This is a genomic window from Nesterenkonia cremea (assembly GCF_014642675.1).
GTDB classification, from domain to species: Bacteria; Actinomycetota; Actinomycetes; order Actinomycetales; family Micrococcaceae; genus Nesterenkonia; species Nesterenkonia cremea.
Map to the genome: position 1 here is coordinate 18469 of NZ_BMIS01000009.1, position 17631 is coordinate 36099.

Below are 17631 nucleotides of genomic sequence, written 5' to 3' on the forward strand. Positions count from 1 at the left end.
TCTGTTCGGAGGCGAAGGCAGCCCGTGCGGCGATGCGCTGATCCGCGGGCAGGAGCCTCGCGGGTGCGGCAGGGCCGGACATTCCCTTCGCCAGTGCTAACTGGATCAGGTTCGACGGGTGTCATCTCAGCCCCGGTCCTCACCGGACGGGGCACCCCGTGTCACAGCACCATCCCACCACGAGTGGTGCAGAACACTCAATTGCCCGGCTCCGTAAGTCCCGTCGATTGGCACCTATGGGTCGGGTCCGCGCCGGTCTGCCGACTCATCTGTGCCGATGGACGAGGGGAGAGGTGCCGTCAGTCTGGCCTGTGTGCGTGGTGTGATCAGATACGCGCGGAACTCAGGCCAATTCGGCAGGAATTACGCGCGTATCTGATCACACCTCAGGCACCGAGACGATGAGGGAGGCCGCGCCGACACAGCCACACCGGATTCTCTGGACTGGGGCAGGGATGAGAGTTCCCCGTTGTGTGGGCACTTTGACACGTTTTGACGCCGAACCCTGGCCGGATAACGCTTCAAACTGCCCGCACAACTGGTGGGTGGGCCCTACCTGCGGGGAAGGAAAGTTCCCTGACGGCCGGCCCCGCCCTCAGTCCTCAGAGCTCGCGGGCGTTGGCGAGGACGGGGATCAGGCGCTGGGTGCGCTCCACGGTATCCGGGTCCAGGTCCGCGGTGATCAGCTGCGGGGACTCGCCGGCCTGGGCGATGACCTTGCCGCTGGGCGCCACGACCATCGAGTGCCCGACGCCGGTGGGCGCCTTCGCCGCTGCCTCCACTCCGGATGCGCTGGGCAGGCCCTGCCCGCAGGCCACGATGTACTGCGTGGAGTCCAGGGCTCGGGCCCGGGCCAGCAGCTCCCACTGCCCCACCTTGCCGGGGCCTGCGCCCCAGGAGGCCGACAGCAGTGTGGCCACCGCACCGGCGCGGGCGTGGGCGGTGAAGAGGTTGGGGAAGCGGATGTCGTAGCAGGTCGCCAGGCCCAGCTTCACGCCGTCCACCTCGAACTGGACGATCTCGTCCCCGGCCTGGACGGTCTTGGATTCCTTGAAGCCGAAGGCGTCGTAGAGGTGGACCTTGTCGTAGGAGGAGTGGACTCCGCCTCCGACGGCGATCAGCGTGTTGGTCACCCGGTCGCGGCCCGCTTCGCTGGGGGAGGCAGGCGTGAACATGCCGGCCACCACGGTGACGCCGTTGAGCTCTGCGATCTCCTTGACCGCGGAGGCCCAGGGGCCGTGGGTCGGCTCGGCGATGGGGGTCAGGGGATGCCCGAACGCTCGCTGCGTGGCCTCGGGGAAGACCACCACCCGCGCGCCCTCGGCGGCTGCGAGCTCGGTCCACCTCTCCACCTGGCGGAGGTTCTCGTGGGTGTCCGGACCTGTGACGATCTGTGCGGCGGCGATACGCATATTCTCAGCGTACTCCCGCTGACCTGGGGCGGGGGAGGGTCAGTCGCCCAAAATCCAAGCGCCCGACGCCGGCCGCGCACCCAGCTGCGCACTCCGACCAGCACGCGCCCGCGCACCGGCCCGGCGCGCAGCCCGACGCCGCTCAGTTCAGCGGGTGATTGACCGGCAGGTCCTGCTTCAGGAAGGAGGTGAGCTTCTCGGTGAGCTCCTGGTCCACCTCGAGCTCGCGGTCCTCGATCCGCGCCACCGGGGTGGCGTGGCGCAGCGAGGAGCAGAGCCACACGTGGTCGGCGTCGTAGAGCTCCTCCGGGGTGAGCGGGCCGTAGCCCAGCTCCCAGCCGGCCTCGGCCGCGGCGGCGAAGATGGCACCCTGGGTGGTGCCGGGAAGGATGCCGGTCTCCAGCTCCGGGGTGGTCAGCCGCGGCGGCTGGCCGTCTTCGCCCCGGTGCACCAGCAGCACCGTGGAGGTAGGGCCCTCCAGGACCTTGCCGTCGGAGGAGGTGAAGATGACGTCGTCGAAGCCGGTGGCCTTTGCATGGCGCAGCGCGGCCATGTTGACCGCGTAGCTCAGCGTCTTCGCGCCCAGCAGCAGCCAGGGGGCGCGCTCGGCGGCGCGGGCGTCGTAGCCGCGGTCCAGCAGGGTCACGGCGATGGGCTTGCCGCGGTCGGCGCGCATCTCCGGGGAGATGGGCGTCAGCAGGGTCCAGTAGGTGCCGGCGAAGGCCGGGTCGTCGGAGGCCGGCTCCCCGTCCACGCCGCGGGTGGCCACCAGGCGGATGGAGAGCTCCTCGGGCAGCACGCCGCGGGTGCGGTACTCCTCGATGCCCAGGTCCACGGCGGCCCGCCAGGACTCGGTCGGTGGGATGCCGATGCCGGTGAGCTCGGCGGAGCGGGCCAGGCGGTCGACATGGGCCTGGAACTTCCGGACCTCGCCGTCCACGGCGTTCATCGTCTCGAAGATCCCGTCCCCGCGGACGGCCCCGAGGTCGTCCACGCGCAGCTGCGGCTGATGGGGATCGAAGATCATGCCCTGCGGGTGCTCGACGTCGATCCGCACGGCGACGGCGGCAACGGAGTCCTCACGGAAGTGCTCGGCCATACCTACCAGCTTAGGCCATGCCGGGCCTGCGCCGCTCCGTGTCCCCAGCAGGCCGTAGGATGAGCAGGACGGATTCGGAGGGAGTACATCGTGCTGTGGCCATTGAGCGGACTGGGGCTGGAATCTCTGCCCCAGTGGATCTTCCTGCTCATCCTGGTCTTCGAGATGGGCGTGCGCCTGCTGGTCATCGGCATCATCCCGGAGAACCGCCGCCCCAACACCGCCATGGCCTGGCTGCTGGCCATCTTCTTCATCCCGGTCATCGCGCTGCCGCTGTTCTTCATGCTGGGCAGCCATAAGCTCTCCCGACGCCGCCAGGAGCGTCAGCGTCGGATCAATGAGTCGCTGCTGGAGGCCACGCGGCATCTGGACCTGGTCGATCAGCTGCGCGGCCATGACGAGCAGCTCGGGGACACGGCCGCGCTGAACCGCAATCTGGGCGCCTTCCCCATCCAGGAGGGAAACCAGATCCGGCTGATGACGGAGTACCGCGAGCCCTTCGACTGGCTGGTGGAGAGGATCGACGCCGCCGAAGAGTACGTTCACATGCTCTTCTACATCATCGGCAACGACGACGAATACGTCGGCCCGGTGCTGGAGGCGATGGAGCGCGCCGCGGCCCGCGGGGTCAAGGTCCGCCTGCTCTATGACCACCTGGGCACCTTCCGGGTCCGCGGCTACCAGCGGCTGCGCCGTCGGCTGACCCGTGTCAGCCGTGAGCTGGGGGAGACTTTCGAATGGCACCGCGTGCTGCCCATCCGCCCGTTCAGGCGCCGGTTCTCCCGTCTGGATCTGCGCAATCACCGCAAGATCGTGGTCATCGACGGTGAGACCGCGCTGACCGGCTCCACCAACCTGATCGAGCCCCACTATCAGCGGGATTCGGCCCGGCGGATCGGTCGGCGCTGGGTGGAGCTGAATCTGGTGGTCACCGGCCCCACGGTCACCGGCCTGGACATCGTCTTCGCCTCCGACTGGTACGCCGAGACCGGCGAGGACCTGGGTGAGAAGCTGCTGGTGGACATGGAGGCCGATGAGGCCGCCGAGGGCGGATCCCTGGTCCAGGTGGTCCCCTCCGGGCCCGGCTTCCCGGATGAGAACAACCTGCGCCTGTTCAACGACCTGATCTACCAGGCCACCGACCGGATCATCATCTGCACCCCCTATCTGGTGCCGGATGACTCGCTGCTCTATGCGGTGACCACAGCCGCCCGCCGCGGAGTGGAGGTCCAGGTGATGGTCTCGGAGAAGGCGGATCAGTTCACCGTTCAGCACGCCCAGCAGTCCTACTACTCGGCGCTGTTGGAGTCCGGTGTGCGGCTCTTCCGCTACCCGGCACCCGAGGTCATGCACGCGAAGTTCATGGTGGTCGACGACGAGGTCGTGGTCCTGGGCTCTTCGAATATGGATATGCGCTCCTTCTCACTGAACCTCGAGGTCACGCTGATGATCGTCGACGAGGACAAAGTCGGTGAGATCACTGAGATCTACTCCCGCTATATGCAGGGCGCCTCCGAGCTGGACTGCGAGGCCTGGAAGCGGCGTCCCTGGCGGGTGCGATACCTGGACAACGTCTTCCGTCTGACTTCGGCGCTGCAGTAGCCGGGCCCTGCAGCAGCCGAGCACCGTAGAATGTGGGAGTCGGCGTCGCATATTGAGGGGGAAGCTATGGAGACACGACTCAGGCCTCTGGCCGTCACCGCACTGGCAGCACTGGTCCTGACCGGCTGCGTGGGCCTGGAGCCCACCGCTGATCTGGAGGAGGAGGATCAGAGCGGAAGCACCGACGCCGGCGGCAGCGGCGAATCCACTCCGGATCCTGAAGAGCCTGAGATCGACCCGGCCGAGCTCACCTTCGAGCAGCTCGACGCTGAGGAGATCCAGTATCTGCTGCTGGACGAGGACGACTGGCCCTACAGCGTGGACGGCTTCGATCAGGAGGAGGACGACCCTTCCCTCAGCGAGTACTACGCCGAGTTCGCCGAGTACTGGGTCCCGCTGGACGGCATCGACTACTCCTCCGAGGAGGAGGACTGCTTCGACGGCATCGCCGAGCTGGAGGACATCGAGACCGACGGCCGGGAGAACCACTTTGTGAGCGGCCTGCGTGAGAACCCGAACACTTCCTATGAGGAGGACGGGATCTTGGTGGGCATCTCCTCCTTCCGCGATGAGCAGGACACCGCCTCGGTCTGGGAGGCCGTTCTGGATGCCTGCGACGGCGTGGAGATTGAGGAGGACGGCGATGTCGTCTCGATCGGCGCTGTGGAACAGGGCGAGTGGAGCGGCGTGCATATGACGGTGCAGGCCGGCAGCTTCTTCGAGCAGGACCTGTACTTCGACGACATCCTGCTGGCCACTCTGGACCGTGGAGAGAACATCGTCTACGCCGTGGGTATGGACGTCCCGGCAGGCACCTTCACCGATGTGCTGCGGGTCCAGGAGCGAAAGCTGGACGAGGGTCTGCCGGAGGACCTCGACGAGGGCGACGAGGGCGACGAGGACGATGACGGGGGCCTTGAGGATGACCTCGATGACGAGGAGATCGAGGGCCCTTCCGATGACGAAGACGATGATGACCAGGACGATGATGAGGACGAAGGCGACGATGAGGATGACGCCTGATCCCCGTGTCTCCGCAGCGCTTCTGGCCCTCTCGGCGCTGACCCTCACCGCCTGCTCCAGCTCGGATCCCGCCGCGGCGGAGACTGCCGAGGCACCCTATGCGGCAGTGTCCACGGAGGAGGCTGCGGCGGCGGCCGAGGCCGGTGAAGGTATGGGGGCCGCCCCGGAAGGCGAGCCGGCGGCGTCGTCGGCTGAAGGTGACGCAGCTGAGGCGGGCGAGATCGAGGAGGCTCCCGCAGCGCTCAGCGAGGAGGAGATCCTCGGACTGCTGCTGGACGAGGAGGAGATGCCCCTCGAGGTCCTGGAGTTCGCCGAGACCACGGGCACCGAGTACTTTCACGAGCGGATGGGTGTGAACCAGGGCGTCTACACCGAGGGCTTCGGGGAGTCCGAATGCGCGGCCGCCATGGATGCGGTGAACGTGGACCTCATCGGGGACGATCCGCTGGAGGGCGTGATCCGCGAGATCGGCTATGCCGACGGCAGCATGGCGCTCTGGATGCTCAGCTATGACCGACAGGCCGATTCGGCCCAGGTCTGGGAGGACCTGCTGGGCGCCTGCGAGAGCACCGTGCTGGAGAACGAGACGGAGACCGCCGAGTTTGCCAGCTTCTCCCACGGGGCGTTCGGCGGCATGAGCATGCAGATGGACTTCGAGGACGGCTCCGCTGTGGAGGGCTGGTTCGCCACGGTCGACTACGGGGAGAACCTGGTGATGATCAGCGCGATCAACGTGGACCAGTCGGTCTTCGAGCAGCTCGTGGAGGCCCAGAGCGCCAAACTCCCCGCTGTGTGACCGTGGGTGATCACGCGCAGATGGGGAGGTCCCGATGCCGGCGGCTCGCCTCAGCGTTGCGGGAACTCGGCTCCCAGGGCGCCCAGGACGCCCGCTGATTTGGTGCGGACCTCCTCCCATTCGGCCTCGGGGTCGGAGTCGGCCGTGACGGCCCCACCCAGGCCCAGGTGCAGGCGGCGGCGCTCGCCGTCGTGGGTGATCACGGCTGTCCGGATCAGTACGGAGAGGTCTGCGGCCCCGCTGCGGCTGAAGTAGCCGGCCACTCCCGAATAGGCACCCCGCGGTCCGGTCTCCAGCTCCTCGAGGATATTCATCGTGGAGATCTTCGGGGCCCCGGTCATGGAGCCGGGAGGGAAGGCCGCGGCGATGACATCGGCCGGATGGGCGTTCTCGTGCAGCTGGGCGCTCACCGTGGAGACCATCTGATGCACGCTCGGGTAACTCTCCACGGTGCAGAGCCGCTCAGTGCGCAGCGTGCCGGGCTCCGAGTGGATGGAGAGATCGTTGCGCACCAGATCGGTGATCATCACGTTCTCCGCCCGGTCCTTGGGGTGGGTGCGCAGGTCGTGGGCCAGCGCCTGGTCCTCCTCCGGGGTGCTGCCCCGGGGGCGAGTGCCCTTGATCGGCTCCGACCGGACCGTGATGCTGGTGCCCTGACCTGGGGTCACACTGAGATAGCGCTCCGGCGAGGTGGAGAGGATCTCGGTGCGCAGGGGAGCGCTGGTGCCCGTCCCGGCTCCGGCGTCGGGGGTTGGGTCCTGTGCCCCGGGCAGGTGCAGGTACTGGGTGAAGGGCGCCCTGTTCCGCTCCCGCATCCGGGCGAAGAGCTCCAGGGCGGGGGAGGAGCCGTGCAGCTCGGCACTCACCGCCGTGGTCAGGCAGACCTCGTAGGTGGTGCCGTTGCGGATCTCCTCCTGGGCGGCACGGATCGCCGCCAGATATTCCTCCTGGGAGTCGCGGACCCGCAGATTCCTCAGTGCCGCCTCAAGCTCCCCGGGGTGAGCGGTGCTCTCAGCGCTCGCATCCCCACGCCCGACGTCGGCCGCACCAGCACTCGCCGACCCAGCACTGCCCAGCCCAGCCTCGGCCACCTCCGCCACTGCCGCGGCGACCTCCTGTTCCCAAGCCGGATCCTCCTTCAGCGACTGGGTCTCCAGTTCGCCGCGGTGGTGGTCCACCACCACGGCGTGGGTGGCGCGGAAGAGGTGGGCTTCGGTCTCGGGGAGGCCATCCTCAGTGCTGCGCTGGGCGGAGGCGCGCCCGTCGGGGGAGCCCAGCTCCCGCTTGATCTCATAGCCCAGCCAGCCCACCCAGCCCAGCTGGAAGGGGGCGGCCTCTTCACCGGGGTGGCCGGCGTCGGGAAGGATCTCCCAGTTCTGGTGCAGCCACTGGAAGAAGGGCAGCTCGGTGCTGTGCTCGGAAGCGCCCTTCTCAGAAACCGCGTGCCGCACTGTGGTCATGCCGCGGGCATGCACGACCTCCTCGCGCTGGGGCCCGAAGGAGAAGGCCAGGACGCTGTACCGGCTGCGCTCGGGGGTGGGGGAGACCCGGTGATCGCTGCTGTCCAGCAGAGCGGCCGGGGCCTCGGGCCGTGTCTCGTTCAGTGCTGAGAAGAGGGCCGCTGCGAGGTCGGCGCTGTGCAGGAGGGTGTCCTCCGGCAGCCTCATGAGAGTCCGCGCCATCCGTCGATGGCCATCCAGGCCCCCACGCCGAGCTGCACGGCCGAGAGCAGGGTCCAGCCGTGGTCGATGAACAGGAAGAACGCTCCTGAGCCGGCGACGACAAGTCCGCCGATCAGCAGGAGCCAGTTTCCTGTGGAGGTGGAGGGGGAGCCGGATCCGCGGCTTCCCTGGGAGTTGTTGGGCATGGACCAAGTCTACGATTTCGCTCACCGCCGCCCCACCCAGCATCAGTCCCACCGACACCCAGCTCCAGTCCCACAGGGGTTCCGCCCAGACCCGCCCGCGATACGATGATCTGCGTGACTGAGACCCCCGCCGTTCCCGCCAAGAGCACCGCCTCGCGCCGTGGGCGCCCGCGCAGCGAAGCCTCCCACCAGGCCGTCATGGAGGCCACTGCGCGGCTGCTCGACGTGGAGGAGCTTCCCTATGAGGAGCTGACCGTGGAGCGGATCGCGGCGGAGGCCGGCGTCGGGAAGCAGACCATCTACCGCTGGTGGGAGAACAAGGCCGCCGTGGTGCTGGAGGCGCTGGTCACCGGGTACGTGAAGCTGGACTTCCATCAGGTGCCGGACACTGGGGATCTGCGTGCTGATCTGGACAGCTGGGTCGAGCAGAGCGTGAAGGGCCTGTGCAAGCAGGACGAGGATGAGGGCACGGTCATCCTGCGCAGCCTGATGGCGGCCATCGTCAGCGGCGGCGAGGCCATCCAGGAGCTGCTGCAGAACACCGATGTCTGGTCCGGGATGCATCTGGCGGAGCGGCTGCGCTCGGCCCATACGGCCGGTGAGCTGCGCGATGATGTGGATCCGGGGATGGTCGCCTCTGCGGTCATGGGGGCTGTGGTGATGCAGATGCTGACTGTGGGGAAGCCTGATGGGGAGTCGCTGAAGAGGCTGCTCCATGTGATGCTCGACGGCGCGCTGGAGCCGCGCCGTCCTGCGTGATCTGTGATGCTTCTCACTTTCGAGTCGTCACGTCTCGAAATATATTTATGAGACGCACCGTTCCGTTTATGCTGGTTGAGGTTCACTGACCTCTCTCCACCGTCAGAACAGGGTCACTCATGGCAAAAATGCTCTACCGCCTCGGTCTGTTGGCCGCCCGCCGCGCCAAGACCGTCATCGCCGCCTGGTTCGCTCTGCTGGTCCTCGCGATCAGCGCCTTCCTGGGCTTCGGGGGCCAGCTCACCGACCAGATCACCATGCCGGACCTGGAGACCACACAGGTCGCCGACCGGCTCGCCGAAGAGATGCCCGACGCCGGCGGTGGAAGCGCCAGCGTGGTGCTGCGCACTGAGGACGGCAGCGCCTTCACCGAGGCCCAGGAGGCCGAGGTCGCACAGCTGATCGAGGAGGTCGAGCAGCACGAGGCCGTGGACTCGGTCACCGGCCCCTTCGTCTCCGAGCAGGAGATGGCTGAGTCCCAGCAGGAGCTCTCCGAAGGCCGCGAGGAGCTGGAGGAGGGCACTGAGGAGATCGACGAGGGCTGGGAGGAGCTCGAGGCCGGCCGCGAGGAGATCGAGGGCGGCCAGGCTGAGCTCGACGAGGCTCAGGGTCAGCTCGACGCCGCCATCGAGGAGGCCCAGGCCGGCGGCTACTATGACGCGCTCGCCGGTCAGTTCACCTATCAGCAGGGTGAGATCGACGTCGCTCAGGAGGAACTGGACGGCGCCCTCGAGGAGATCGAAGAGGGCGAGGCCGAGCTGGAGGCCGCCGAGGAGGAGGTTGCCCCTGCCGAGGCTGAGCTGGAGCGCGGCGAGGCCATGCTGGCGCTCAGCGAGGACCTGGGCATGGTCTCCGAGGACGGCGACGTCGCCGTCATGATGGTCTCCTTCCATGAGGCCTTGGAGAACGTGGGCATGGGGGAGCTCGCTTCCCTGGACGAGGATCTGACCGCCGCTGAGATCGAGGGCGTGGAGGTGCTCCCCTCCCAAGACATCTCCATGGAGATGCCTCACCTGTTCTCCGTGGCCGAGGTCATCGGTCTGATGGTGGCCGCCGCAGTGCTGCTGATCATGCTCGGTACGCTGATCGGCGCCGGACTGCCGCTGCTGAACGCGCTGGTCGGCGTCGGGATCGGTGTGGCCGGTGCGATGGCGCTCTCCGGCACAGTGGAGATGATGTCGGTCACCCCGATCCTGGGCCTCATGCTGGGCCTGGCCGTGGGCATCGACTACGCGCTGTTCATCCTGCACCGCCACCGCAACCAGCTGAAGGACGGGATGTCCGTCCGCGAATCCATCGCGCTGGCCAACGGCACCGCAGGCAATGCGGTGGTCTTCGCCGGCGCCACAGTGGTCATCGCGCTGCTGGCGCTCAACGTCACCGGCCTGCCCTTCCTGGGCCTGATGGGCACGGTGGCCGCCGTCTGCGTGATCATCGCGGTACTGATGGCCACCACTATGACCCCGGCGCTGCTCTCCCTGGTGGACCGCCGCATCCTGCGTGGCAAGGAGCGCCGCTACATCGGCCTGCGCGAGTCCAAGAAGATCACGACGCCGATGGGCAGCCTCAAGGCGTTGGGCATCGCCGCGGTCTCGCTGATCGGACTGGGTCTGCTGGCCGTGCCCACCTTCGACATGCGGCTGGGCCTTCCCGACGCCGGCTCCCAGGCCGAGGAGTCCACCGCCTACCAGGCCTACAGCTCCACGGAGGAGGCCTTCGGTCAGGGCATGAACGGTCCGCTCCTGGTGGTGGCGGATCTGCATGGTGACCTGAACGAGGACCAGGCCATGGACTACCAGATCGAGATCGGCGAGGCGCTGAGCGCCCGCGATGACATCGACGCCGCCGTGCCGGTGGGCGTCAATGACGAGAACTCGGTGGCCGTCTTCCAGGTGCTGCCGCTGGAGGGCCCGTCCGCGGAGTCCACCGAGTCGCTGGTCCACGAGTTCCGCGACGGCGAGCCGCTCGCCGGCGTCCAGGCCGAGACCGAGGGCATCTACCTCTCCGGTGTGGAGCTGTCCGTGGCCGGTATGACTGCGGCGAACATCGATATCTCCGATGTCATCTCCGATGCGCTGCCGCTCTACCTGGCGCTGGTGGTCGGCCTGTCGTTGGTGCTGATGGTGATCGTCTTCCGCTCGATCCTGCTGCCGGTGGTGGCCACGCTGGGCTTCATCGGCTCCTTCGCCGCGGCGATGGGTATCGTGGTCGCGATCTTCCAGTGGGGCTGGATGGGCGATCTCTTCGGGCTCAGCGAGCCCGGGCCGATCGTGACCTTCCTGCCGGTGATCATGGTGGGCATCCTCTTCGGATTGGCGATGGACTATCAGCTCTTCACCGCCTCCGGGATGCGTGAGGCCTATGTTCACGGCTCGGCTCCGCGCTTGGCGGTGCGTCAGGGTCTGCACGCTGGTCGCTCGGTGGTCACCGCCGCGGCGCTGATCATGAGCTCGGTGTTTGCCGGCTTCATCTTCACCGATGACCCGATGGTCGCCTCCATCGGCCTGGGTCTGGCCGGCGGCGTGCTGCTGGACGCCTTCGTGGTCCGCCTGCTGCTGGTGCCCTCGGTGCTGCACCTGCTCGGTCCGGCGGCCTGGTGGCTGCCGAAGTGGCTGGACAGGCTGCTGCCCGACGTCGACGTCGAGGGTGCCGCGCTGGAGCGTGAGGTGACCGATGGTGAGACCGAGGAGGCCGAGGCCGCGCGGAAGGAGGCTAAGGAGGCGAAGGCGAACGGCCGGCGTCGTCGAAGCCGCCGCCGCGAAGGGGTCGAATCCGAGAAGGAGGCCGACGCCGACGCCGAGGAGTACGCGTCCACCCGCAGCTGAGGATCTTCTTCCCTTTCCGAATCGCGTACCGGAATGTGGTCAATGGCGGACACAATCCGCTCATTCACCACATTCCGGCGCGCGATTACGCGCCTGGGGGTGTGGGGCTGTGCTGGCCGATAGCCTGAGGACAGAAGACTCCGAGGGCTGAGCGAAGGATGTCGGGTGAACAGAATCCTCTTCGACGGTGATCATGTGGTGGTGAAGCCCCGCGGTTGGGCGAAGATCTTCGGGTTCCGAAGAGAGCTGCGTCTGCAAGCCAGCAACGTCAGACATGTCGCCGCAGACTCTGGCATCGGATCTCGGGGCCCGGAATCCCGCCTGATGGGGACGTCTCTGCCGGGCAGGTATATGGGAACATTTCTCGCTGAGGGACGGGCTTCCTATTGGAATGTCCGGGATCCCCGTCAGAACATCGTGCTGGAGCTCGTCAATGAGGGCTTCCGGAAGGCCGTCCTCACTGTGGAAGACCCTGAGGGAGAAGAGCGCAGGATCCGGTCCTTCCTCGCTGAGCATCGACAATAGGTGCAGCTGAGGCTCGCCCCGGCGCTCAGGCAGCAGAAGGCTCGCGGCGTTCTCTGCGCCCGGCGCCCGGCGCCCGGCGTCCAAGCTCGGCGCCAGGCCGGGGCCGGGAATCGCCCGGCCCCAGAATCGTGTACCGGAATGTGTCGAATCAGCGGATTGCGGCCGCCATCATCGACAATCAGGTACGCAATTCCGTAGGAGCTCACGAGCAGGAAAGAAGCCCCTCAGTCCTCGGCATCATCCTGGATGAAGTCGTCCACCAGCTCGTGGACGCCGTCGATGATTCGGTTCGGCCGGAAGGGGTATTCGGAGATGCTCGACTGCGAAGACACTCCGGACATCACCAGGATGGTGTGCATGCCTGCCTCCATGCCGGCGACGATATCGGTGTCCATGCGGTCGCCGATCATCGCGGTCTGCATCGAGTGGGCACCCAGGTGGTTCAGGGCGGAGCGGAACATCATCGGGTTCGGCTTGCCCACCACATAGGGCTCGCGCCCGGTGGCCTTGGTGATCAGTGAGGAGATCGCCCCGGTGGCCGGCAGCACGCCCTCTGGACTGGGGCCGGTGGCATCCGGGTTGGTCACGATGAAGCGGGCGCCCTCGTTGATCAGGCGCACCGCCTTGGTGATGGCCTCGAAGCTGTAGTTCCGCGTCTCACCGACCACCACGTAGTCGGGGTCGGTCTCGGTCATGATGAAGCCGTGCTCGTGCAGCGCCGTGGTCAGGCCGGCCTCGCCCACCACGTAGCAGCTGCCCTGGCCCTTGTCCCGGTCCACCTGCTGCGCCAGGAAGGTGGCGGTGGCCAGCGCGGAGGTCCAGATCCGCTCCTCGGGCACGACCAGCCCTGAGTGACGCAGCCGGGCGCTGAGATCTCTGGCGGTGAAGATCGAATTGTTCGTCAGGACCAGGTAGGGCAGGTCCTGACGGCGCCACTGCTCGAGCAGTTCAGCCGCGCCCGGAAGGGCCTCGTGTTCACGGACGAGCACGCCGTCCATGTCGGTCAGCCAGCATTCGATGTTCTCACCGTTCATCATGCTGCCCATCCTACCGTTGACAGATCGCTCACTCCAGTGGTTAGTTAGTCAAGTAATGAACCACTGAGGTAGTGATGTGGTCTAAGCTGGGGAGGTCCTGTTGGAGGTGAGTCCCGTGGAAGATGGCCGTCCGCTCTTCGTGCAGATCGCCGAGCAGGTCGAGTCCTCCGTGCTCGACGGCTCTCTGGCTGAAGGGGAGCGCGCGCCCTCCACCACCGAACTCGCAGCCTTCCATCGGATCAACCCGGCGACGGCGGCCAAAGGTGTCAATCTTTTGGTGGACCGGGGCATCCTGGTCAAGCGCCGCGGTCTGGGTATGTTCGTCGCCGACGGCGCCCAGGAGATCCTGCGTGCCGAACGCCGACAGCACTTCGCCGATCACTACCTCGAACCGATGCTCACCGAAGCGCGCGCCGTCGGACTCTCGACGGACAGCGTGATCGAGATGCTCCGCGCCAGAGCGCGCGAGCAGTGAGATGCCCGCACGGGCATCAGGAGAGGAGGGATGTTCTGATGAGCACCCAGCAGAGACCGGCGATCGAGGTGCGCGACGTCACGCGGAACTACCGCGGTGCGACAGCGCTCGACGCCGTCAGCGTCACCTTTGAGAAGGACATGATCCACGGCCTGCTCGGCCGCAACGGCGCGGGGAAGACGACTCTGATGTCGCTGATCACCGCCCAGGATTGGCCCAGCTCCGGTGAGATCACAGTCTTCGGTCAGGCCCCGCATGAGAACGAGCAGGTGCTGCCGCAGATCTGTTTTGTCCGAGAGGAGCAGAAATACATCGATGACGCCAAGGCTTCCCACGCCTTCGCCGCCGCTGCGCTGGCCTTCCCCAACTGGGACTGGGAGCTCGCCGAGCGGCTGAAGCAGGACTTCAAGGTTCCGGAGAAGACTCGGATCAAGAAGATGTCCCGCGGCCAGCGTTCAGCAGTGGGCGTGATCATCGGGCTGGCCTCCAGGGCTGAGGTCACCTTCTTCGACGAGCCCTATATGGGTCTCGACGCGGTGGCCCGCCAGCTCTTCTATGACCGCCTCCTGGAGGACTACGCGGAGAACCCACGGACCATCGTGCTCTCCTCACATCTGATCGACGAGGTGGCCCACCTGATCGAGAACGTGGTGGTCATCGACCAGGGCCGCATCCTGATGGATGAGCCCGTAGAGCAGCTGCGCGACCGCGCGGTCACGCTGGTGGGCCGGGCCGACGCCGTCGCCGAGATCTCCGGCACCCGCGAGGTGCTCCACCATGAGGAGCTGGGCAGGATGGCTCGCACCACCGTGCTGGGCGCGCTCAGCCAGGCCGAGCGGCACAGGCTCAAGGAGCTGGACCTGGACGTGGTCCCGGTGTCCCTGCAGCAACTGATCGTCCGGATGACCGAGAAGCAGCAGGAGGCGGCACGATGAGCACCACGACGACGTCTACCACGGCTGCGAGTATGCAGCCCCGCTCCAGCTTCGCTCGGGTCCCAGCGGCATTCCGGCTTCATTTCCAAGTGAAGTCCTTCCTCATCCACGTGCCGCTGATGGTCTTCTTCGCCGCCTGGGCGATCGCTCTGGGCATCGGATTCTGGCTGGACCGCGTGCGGGCCGAGGGCCCCTGGACTGCGGAGGATCCCTTCTATGCCGGCGCCTCCCAGGCCGTGGTCTGGTGCCTGGCGTTCATGGCCGCCTATGCGGCCTCGCACAACTTCCCCTTCTCCATGGCTCTGAGCTTCAGCCGTCGGGTCTTCCTGATCGGCACCTATCTGGCCTTCGCGGCCGTCTCCGCGGCCTACGGGGTGCTCTTCGTCCTGGCGGCCCTGTTGGAACGGGTGACCGACGGCTACGGCATGCACGTCTACACATTCGACCTGCCGTTCCTGACTGAGAGCTCCGGGATCGCAGGAGCCGGAGTCCTGGCCGCGGCGCTGTGCCTGATGGTGATGCTCGTCGGCTTCGGAGTCGTGATCCTGAACCTGCGAATGGGGCTGGTGTGGACCTGGACGGTGCTGCTCGGCCTCGCAGTGTTGGTGGCCGTGGCGGTCATGCTGATCACCAGCAATGACGGCTGGCCCGCAGTGGGGCGCTGGTTCAGCGAGCAGACGTCGCTGACCCTGGCGCTGTGGACGCTGCCGGTCTCCCTGGTGGTCGGCGGCGGCACCTACCTCATGATCCGCCGCGCGACGCCGGCCTAGTCCTGCTCAGCGCAGCACCCAGCGGGTCTCGCCCAGCGCGGGTTCGGCGGCGCCGGAGGTCAGATCGGCCAGCCGATCCATGGCCTGGTCGGTCTCCTCCGGCGGCACGGCGAAGGTCAGTGTGACGCGCTCGCCGTAGCTGGTGTCCACCACGAACCAGCCGGCGCTGTGGCATTCGGCCTCGAAGGAGGGGCCGTGCTGATAGCCCAGCACCACGGTGATCTCCTGGCGCAGCGCATAGTGGGCCAGCTGGGCGGACCGGATGCCCTCGGAGACCGCATTGCCGTAGGCGCGGATCAGGCCGCTGGCTCCCAGCAGGACCCCGCCGAAGTAGCGGATGACCACAGCGACGGCGTCGGTGATCTCCTCCTGCAGCAGCACGTCCAGCATGGGGCGGCCTGCGGTGCCGGAGGGTTCGCCGTCGTCGTTGCTGCGCTGGACCGAGGCGTCCGGGCCCAGCACGAAGGCGGTGCAGTGGTGCCGGGCCTTGGGGTGGGCCGAGATCTGCTGGGCGATGAACTCCCGAGCCTCCTCCTCCGTGCGGGCAGGGGCCAGCGCGCAGATGAAGCGGGACTTCTTGATCTCCAGCTCCGCCTCGGTGGGAGCCGCCAGAGTGGTGTATTGCTCAGCCATCGCAGACCACACTATCCGCCGCCCCAGCTCCGCCATCCTCGTGGGTGATCGATAAAACCCATGTTTTGGCCAGATTCAGGCTGTTTCGGCGGCTTTCATGGGTTTCTTCGATCACCCACGGAAAGGAGAAGGTCCCAGGGCAGAGAAGAGCCCCCGGGTCCGGCTGCGTGAGGGGGACGCTTTGTGCCGGGCCCGGGGGCTCTGAATCACTCGCACCTTGATGAGGTACTTACCACTATAGGAATCCACCTTGATGGTTCCCCCAAAACTCCCTGGAAGTTTCCTGTGAGTTTTTGGATATTGCTTGCTGGTCGCATCGCTCCAGGTCAGAGCAGGGTCACTCCTCGGAGAAAGGAGTCCCTGGGTAGAGCACCAGGTTGTCCTCCTCCACGCTCACTCGGTGGGTCTTCACCGGCTTCATCGCAGGCGGAGTCTCCGGAACCCCTGTCCTCAGGCAGAAGGCCGAGGCATGCATGGGGCACTCGAGGGTCTGCTCCTCCACGAATCCGTCGGAGAGTGAGACCGCCTCATGGCTGCATTCGTCGTCCAGGGCGAAGAATCCGCCCTCCTCTGCGTGGACCACGGCGATGTCGGTGTCGTATCCGGAGTCCTCCGCGGGAACCCGCATGACTTCGCCCTCAGGGAGTTGGCTGGCCGGTCCGAGGTTCACTGGTTCAGTCATGGTTCCAGGGTAGTGGGTCCGCCCCGCCCGGTTCCTGCTCAGCGCTCCTTGATGTAGCCGCGCAGCGCCTCCAGCTGCCGGCGCTCACGCTTGGTGGGCCGCCCGGTCCCGCGCTCGCGGACCGGCAGTCCCACCTCCCGCGGCTTGATCTGCTCGGGGGAGTGGTCCTGATAGGCCTTGCGCGCCACCGGCGGGCCCACGCGCTTGGAATGGGTGTGGACCACTTCGAGGATCACCACGAAACCCGGCCTGCTGATGTGGATCTCGGTGCCCGGGGAGATCTTCAGCGAGGCCTTCACCGGATCGCCGTCGATCTTGATCTTGCCGGCCCGGCAGGCTTCCGTGGCCGCCGAGCGGGTCTTGAACATGCGCACGGACCACAGCCACGCATCGACTCGGACCGGCGAGGTCGGGGCACTCTCACTCATGCCGCCAGTCTAGGAAATGCCCCCAAACGAGCGCAGACCCCGTGTCGAAAGCGTGAGGGGGACGCTGTACTTCGACACGGGGCCTGCTGAATCACTCGCACCTTGAAGAGGCAGTCACCACTCTAGGGAGCGAGCTTGAGTGATCAATGGGCGCAACCTGAAAGTATTCTGGGACTTTCGGAGCCATGCCCCTGTTCAGGGTGCTGCTGCCCTCCTCCTGCTGCTGCGCCTCGCTCCCCTCAGGCGGGGTCTCGGGGGAGGAGCCCTGGTCCGGTCCGGGGGTGGCCCTGGCCTCGGGGTCGTCTCCTGCGCAGGCACTCAGCAGCAGTGCTCCGGCGTCGAACATTCCGGTTCCCGCCCTGCGGAGGCGACGCCGAACCACCAGGTCACCCCGGGTGGAGGAGGGTGCGGCCTCGGCGTCGGTCGCGGTCTCAGATAGGTGTGAACTCAGCATGCGGCCAGGGCAGCGCAGGCTCCAGGAGTCACGGTCAGTCACAGTCTGATTACGATGTCAGCCGCGTGCCCCGGCACGGGGGTTCTGAAGCTTGCACGGATGAAATAGTGGAACGCGAAGAGGGCAGTGCAGAGTCTTCGGATGTCCTGCGGTAGTGGCAGCCAGACGATGCACTGCCCTCCTCACCTCACTCAGCCAGCCCCCGAGCATCTTCAACTGCAGCTCGAAGCTTTGCGGACTTCTCCTTGCCATGCCCTGACAGCCCCGGGTTACTCTGAACCCGAATGCGGCGAGTCGTACGCGCTGGCT

At 66.8% G+C, this 17631-nt stretch carries 16 protein-coding genes and 1 riboswitch; of the genes, 8 read left to right on the forward strand and 8 right to left on the reverse strand.

All coding sequences use genetic code 11. The annotated features are described in order from the left end of the window. Positions 1-64 precede the first annotated feature (64 nt). A riboswitch (TPP riboswitch) is annotated at positions 65-169 on the reverse strand. Between the two features lie 433 nt (positions 170-602). After that, positions 603-1412, reverse strand: a complete 810-nt coding sequence (locus IEW85_RS10120; protein WP_188685314.1) for a carbon-nitrogen hydrolase family protein — start codon at positions 1410-1412, stop codon at positions 603-605. A gap of 142 nt (positions 1413-1554) precedes the next feature. After that, complete coding sequence (locus tag IEW85_RS10125) at positions 1555-2511, reverse strand: aminodeoxychorismate lyase (RefSeq protein WP_188685316.1); 957 nt, start codon at positions 2509-2511, stop codon at positions 1555-1557. Positions 2512-2601: 90 nt separating this feature from the next. Here IEW85_RS10125 and cls point away from each other — a divergent pair, with 90 nt between their 5' ends. From cls to IEW85_RS10140, 3 genes are all read left to right on the forward strand, one after another. After that, positions 2602-4113 (forward strand): cardiolipin synthase, encoded by a 1512-nt coding sequence (gene cls, locus IEW85_RS10130; RefSeq protein ID WP_188685318.1) that lies wholly within the window; start codon positions 2602-2604, stop codon positions 4111-4113. 66 nt (positions 4114-4179) lie between these two features. After that, positions 4180-5136 carry a hypothetical protein gene (locus IEW85_RS10135; RefSeq protein WP_188685320.1) on the forward strand — a complete coding sequence of 319 codons (957 nt, stop codon included), beginning with the start codon at positions 4180-4182 and terminating at the stop codon, positions 5134-5136. Beyond that, a complete protein-coding gene (locus tag IEW85_RS10140; protein WP_188685322.1) occupies positions 5126-5932 on the forward strand; it encodes a hypothetical protein in 807 nt (268 codons plus the stop codon). Before IEW85_RS10135 ends, IEW85_RS10140 begins: the two co-directional genes overlap by 11 nt. 50 nt (positions 5933-5982) lie before the next feature. Here IEW85_RS10140 and IEW85_RS10145 read toward each other — a convergent pair whose 3' ends face one another. Further along, entirely contained in the window at positions 5983-7614 is a 1632-nt protein-coding gene (locus IEW85_RS10145) for an anthranilate synthase component I family protein (protein ID WP_229658951.1), read from the reverse strand. Beyond that, positions 7596-7799, reverse strand: a complete 204-nt coding sequence (locus tag IEW85_RS10150) for a hypothetical protein (protein ID WP_188685327.1) — start codon at positions 7797-7799, stop codon at positions 7596-7598. The genes IEW85_RS10145 and IEW85_RS10150 overlap by 19 nt, the downstream gene beginning before the upstream one ends. Before the next feature lie 114 nt (positions 7800-7913). Between IEW85_RS10150 and IEW85_RS10155 the strand changes: the two genes are divergently transcribed. Both IEW85_RS10155 and IEW85_RS10160 read left to right on the forward strand, forming a co-directional pair. Then, positions 7914-8558 carry a TetR/AcrR family transcriptional regulator gene (locus IEW85_RS10155; RefSeq protein ID WP_188685329.1) on the forward strand — a complete coding sequence of 215 codons (645 nt, stop codon included), beginning with the start codon at positions 7914-7916 and terminating at the stop codon, positions 8556-8558. 119 nt (positions 8559-8677) lie between these two features. After that, complete coding sequence (locus tag IEW85_RS10160; RefSeq protein WP_188685331.1) at positions 8678-11383, forward strand: MMPL family transporter; 2706 nt, start codon at positions 8678-8680, stop codon at positions 11381-11383. Between the two features lie 749 nt (positions 11384-12132). Here IEW85_RS10160 and IEW85_RS10165 read toward each other — a convergent pair. Beyond that, a complete protein-coding gene (locus tag IEW85_RS10165; protein WP_188685333.1) occupies positions 12133-12945 on the reverse strand; it encodes an HAD-IIA family hydrolase in 813 nt (270 codons plus the stop codon). A gap of 115 nt (positions 12946-13060) precedes the next feature. Here IEW85_RS10165 and IEW85_RS10170 point away from each other — a divergent pair, with 115 nt between their 5' ends. From IEW85_RS10170 to IEW85_RS10180, 3 genes are read left to right on the forward strand one after another with little or no spacing between them, the layout of a single operon-like run. Further along, on the forward strand, positions 13061-13420 hold the full coding sequence (locus IEW85_RS10170; protein ID WP_188685334.1) for a GntR family transcriptional regulator: 360 nt from the start codon (positions 13061-13063) through the stop codon (positions 13418-13420). Positions 13421-13458: 38 nt separating this feature from the next. Continuing rightward, positions 13459-14355 (forward strand): ATP-binding cassette domain-containing protein, encoded by an 897-nt coding sequence (locus IEW85_RS10175; protein ID WP_188685336.1) that lies wholly within the window; start codon positions 13459-13461, stop codon positions 14353-14355. Then, positions 14352-15125 carry a hypothetical protein gene (locus IEW85_RS10180; RefSeq protein ID WP_188685339.1) on the forward strand — a complete coding sequence of 258 codons (774 nt, stop codon included), beginning with the start codon at positions 14352-14354 and terminating at the stop codon, positions 15123-15125. Before IEW85_RS10175 ends, IEW85_RS10180 begins: the two co-directional genes overlap by 4 nt. A gap of 6 nt (positions 15126-15131) precedes the next feature. Here the strand turns inward: IEW85_RS10180 and IEW85_RS10185 are convergent, their stop codons facing one another. The 3 genes from IEW85_RS10185 to IEW85_RS10195 all read right to left on the reverse strand — a co-directional run bounded on the left by IEW85_RS10185 (position 15132) and on the right by IEW85_RS10195 (position 16868). Next, positions 15132-15758: a YigZ family protein gene (locus tag IEW85_RS10185; RefSeq protein WP_188685341.1), complete on the reverse strand. Its 627-nt coding sequence runs from the start codon at positions 15756-15758 to the stop codon at positions 15132-15134. Between the two features lie 337 nt (positions 15759-16095). Next, a complete protein-coding gene (locus IEW85_RS10190; protein WP_188685343.1) occupies positions 16096-16440 on the reverse strand; it encodes a non-heme iron oxygenase ferredoxin subunit in 345 nt (114 codons plus the stop codon). 38 nt (positions 16441-16478) lie between these two features. Beyond that, positions 16479-16868: an RNA-binding S4 domain-containing protein gene (locus IEW85_RS10195; RefSeq protein ID WP_188685345.1), complete on the reverse strand. Its 390-nt coding sequence runs from the start codon at positions 16866-16868 to the stop codon at positions 16479-16481. Positions 16869-17631: the final 763 nt, after the last annotated feature.

Excerpts from the sequence above, each read along its gene's own strand:
- IEW85_RS10195 (WP_188685345.1), bottom strand. The coding sequence starts at position 16,868 with ATGAGTGAGAGTGCCCCGACCTCGCCGGTCCGAGTCGATGCGTGGCTG.
- IEW85_RS10135 (WP_188685320.1), top strand. The coding sequence starts at position 4,180 with ATGGAGACACGACTCAGGCCTCTGGCCGTCACCGCACTGGCAGCACTG.
- IEW85_RS10125 (WP_188685316.1), bottom strand. The coding sequence starts at position 2,511 with ATGGCCGAGCACTTCCGTGAGGACTCCGTTGCCGCCGTCGCCGTGCGG.
- IEW85_RS10160 (WP_188685331.1), top strand. The coding sequence starts at position 8,678 with ATGGCAAAAATGCTCTACCGCCTCGGTCTGTTGGCCGCCCGCCGCGCC.
- IEW85_RS10145 (WP_229658951.1), bottom strand. The coding sequence starts at position 7,614 with ATGGCGCGGACTCTCATGAGGCTGCCGGAGGACACCCTCCTGCACAGC.
- IEW85_RS10180 (WP_188685339.1), top strand. The coding sequence starts at position 14,352 with ATGAGCACCACGACGACGTCTACCACGGCTGCGAGTATGCAGCCCCGC.
- IEW85_RS10175 (WP_188685336.1), top strand. The coding sequence starts at position 13,459 with ATGAGCACCCAGCAGAGACCGGCGATCGAGGTGCGCGACGTCACGCGG.
- IEW85_RS10165 (WP_188685333.1), bottom strand. The coding sequence starts at position 12,945 with ATGATGAACGGTGAGAACATCGAATGCTGGCTGACCGACATGGACGGC.
- IEW85_RS10185 (WP_188685341.1), bottom strand. The coding sequence starts at position 15,758 with ATGGCTGAGCAATACACCACTCTGGCGGCTCCCACCGAGGCGGAGCTG.
- IEW85_RS10140 (WP_188685322.1), top strand. The coding sequence starts at position 5,126 with ATGACGCCTGATCCCCGTGTCTCCGCAGCGCTTCTGGCCCTCTCGGCG.
- IEW85_RS10120 (WP_188685314.1), bottom strand. The coding sequence starts at position 1,412 with ATGCGTATCGCCGCCGCACAGATCGTCACAGGTCCGGACACCCACGAG.
- IEW85_RS10190 (WP_188685343.1), bottom strand. The coding sequence starts at position 16,440 with ATGACTGAACCAGTGAACCTCGGACCGGCCAGCCAACTCCCTGAGGGC.
- IEW85_RS10150 (WP_188685327.1), bottom strand. The coding sequence starts at position 7,799 with ATGCCCAACAACTCCCAGGGAAGCCGCGGATCCGGCTCCCCCTCCACC.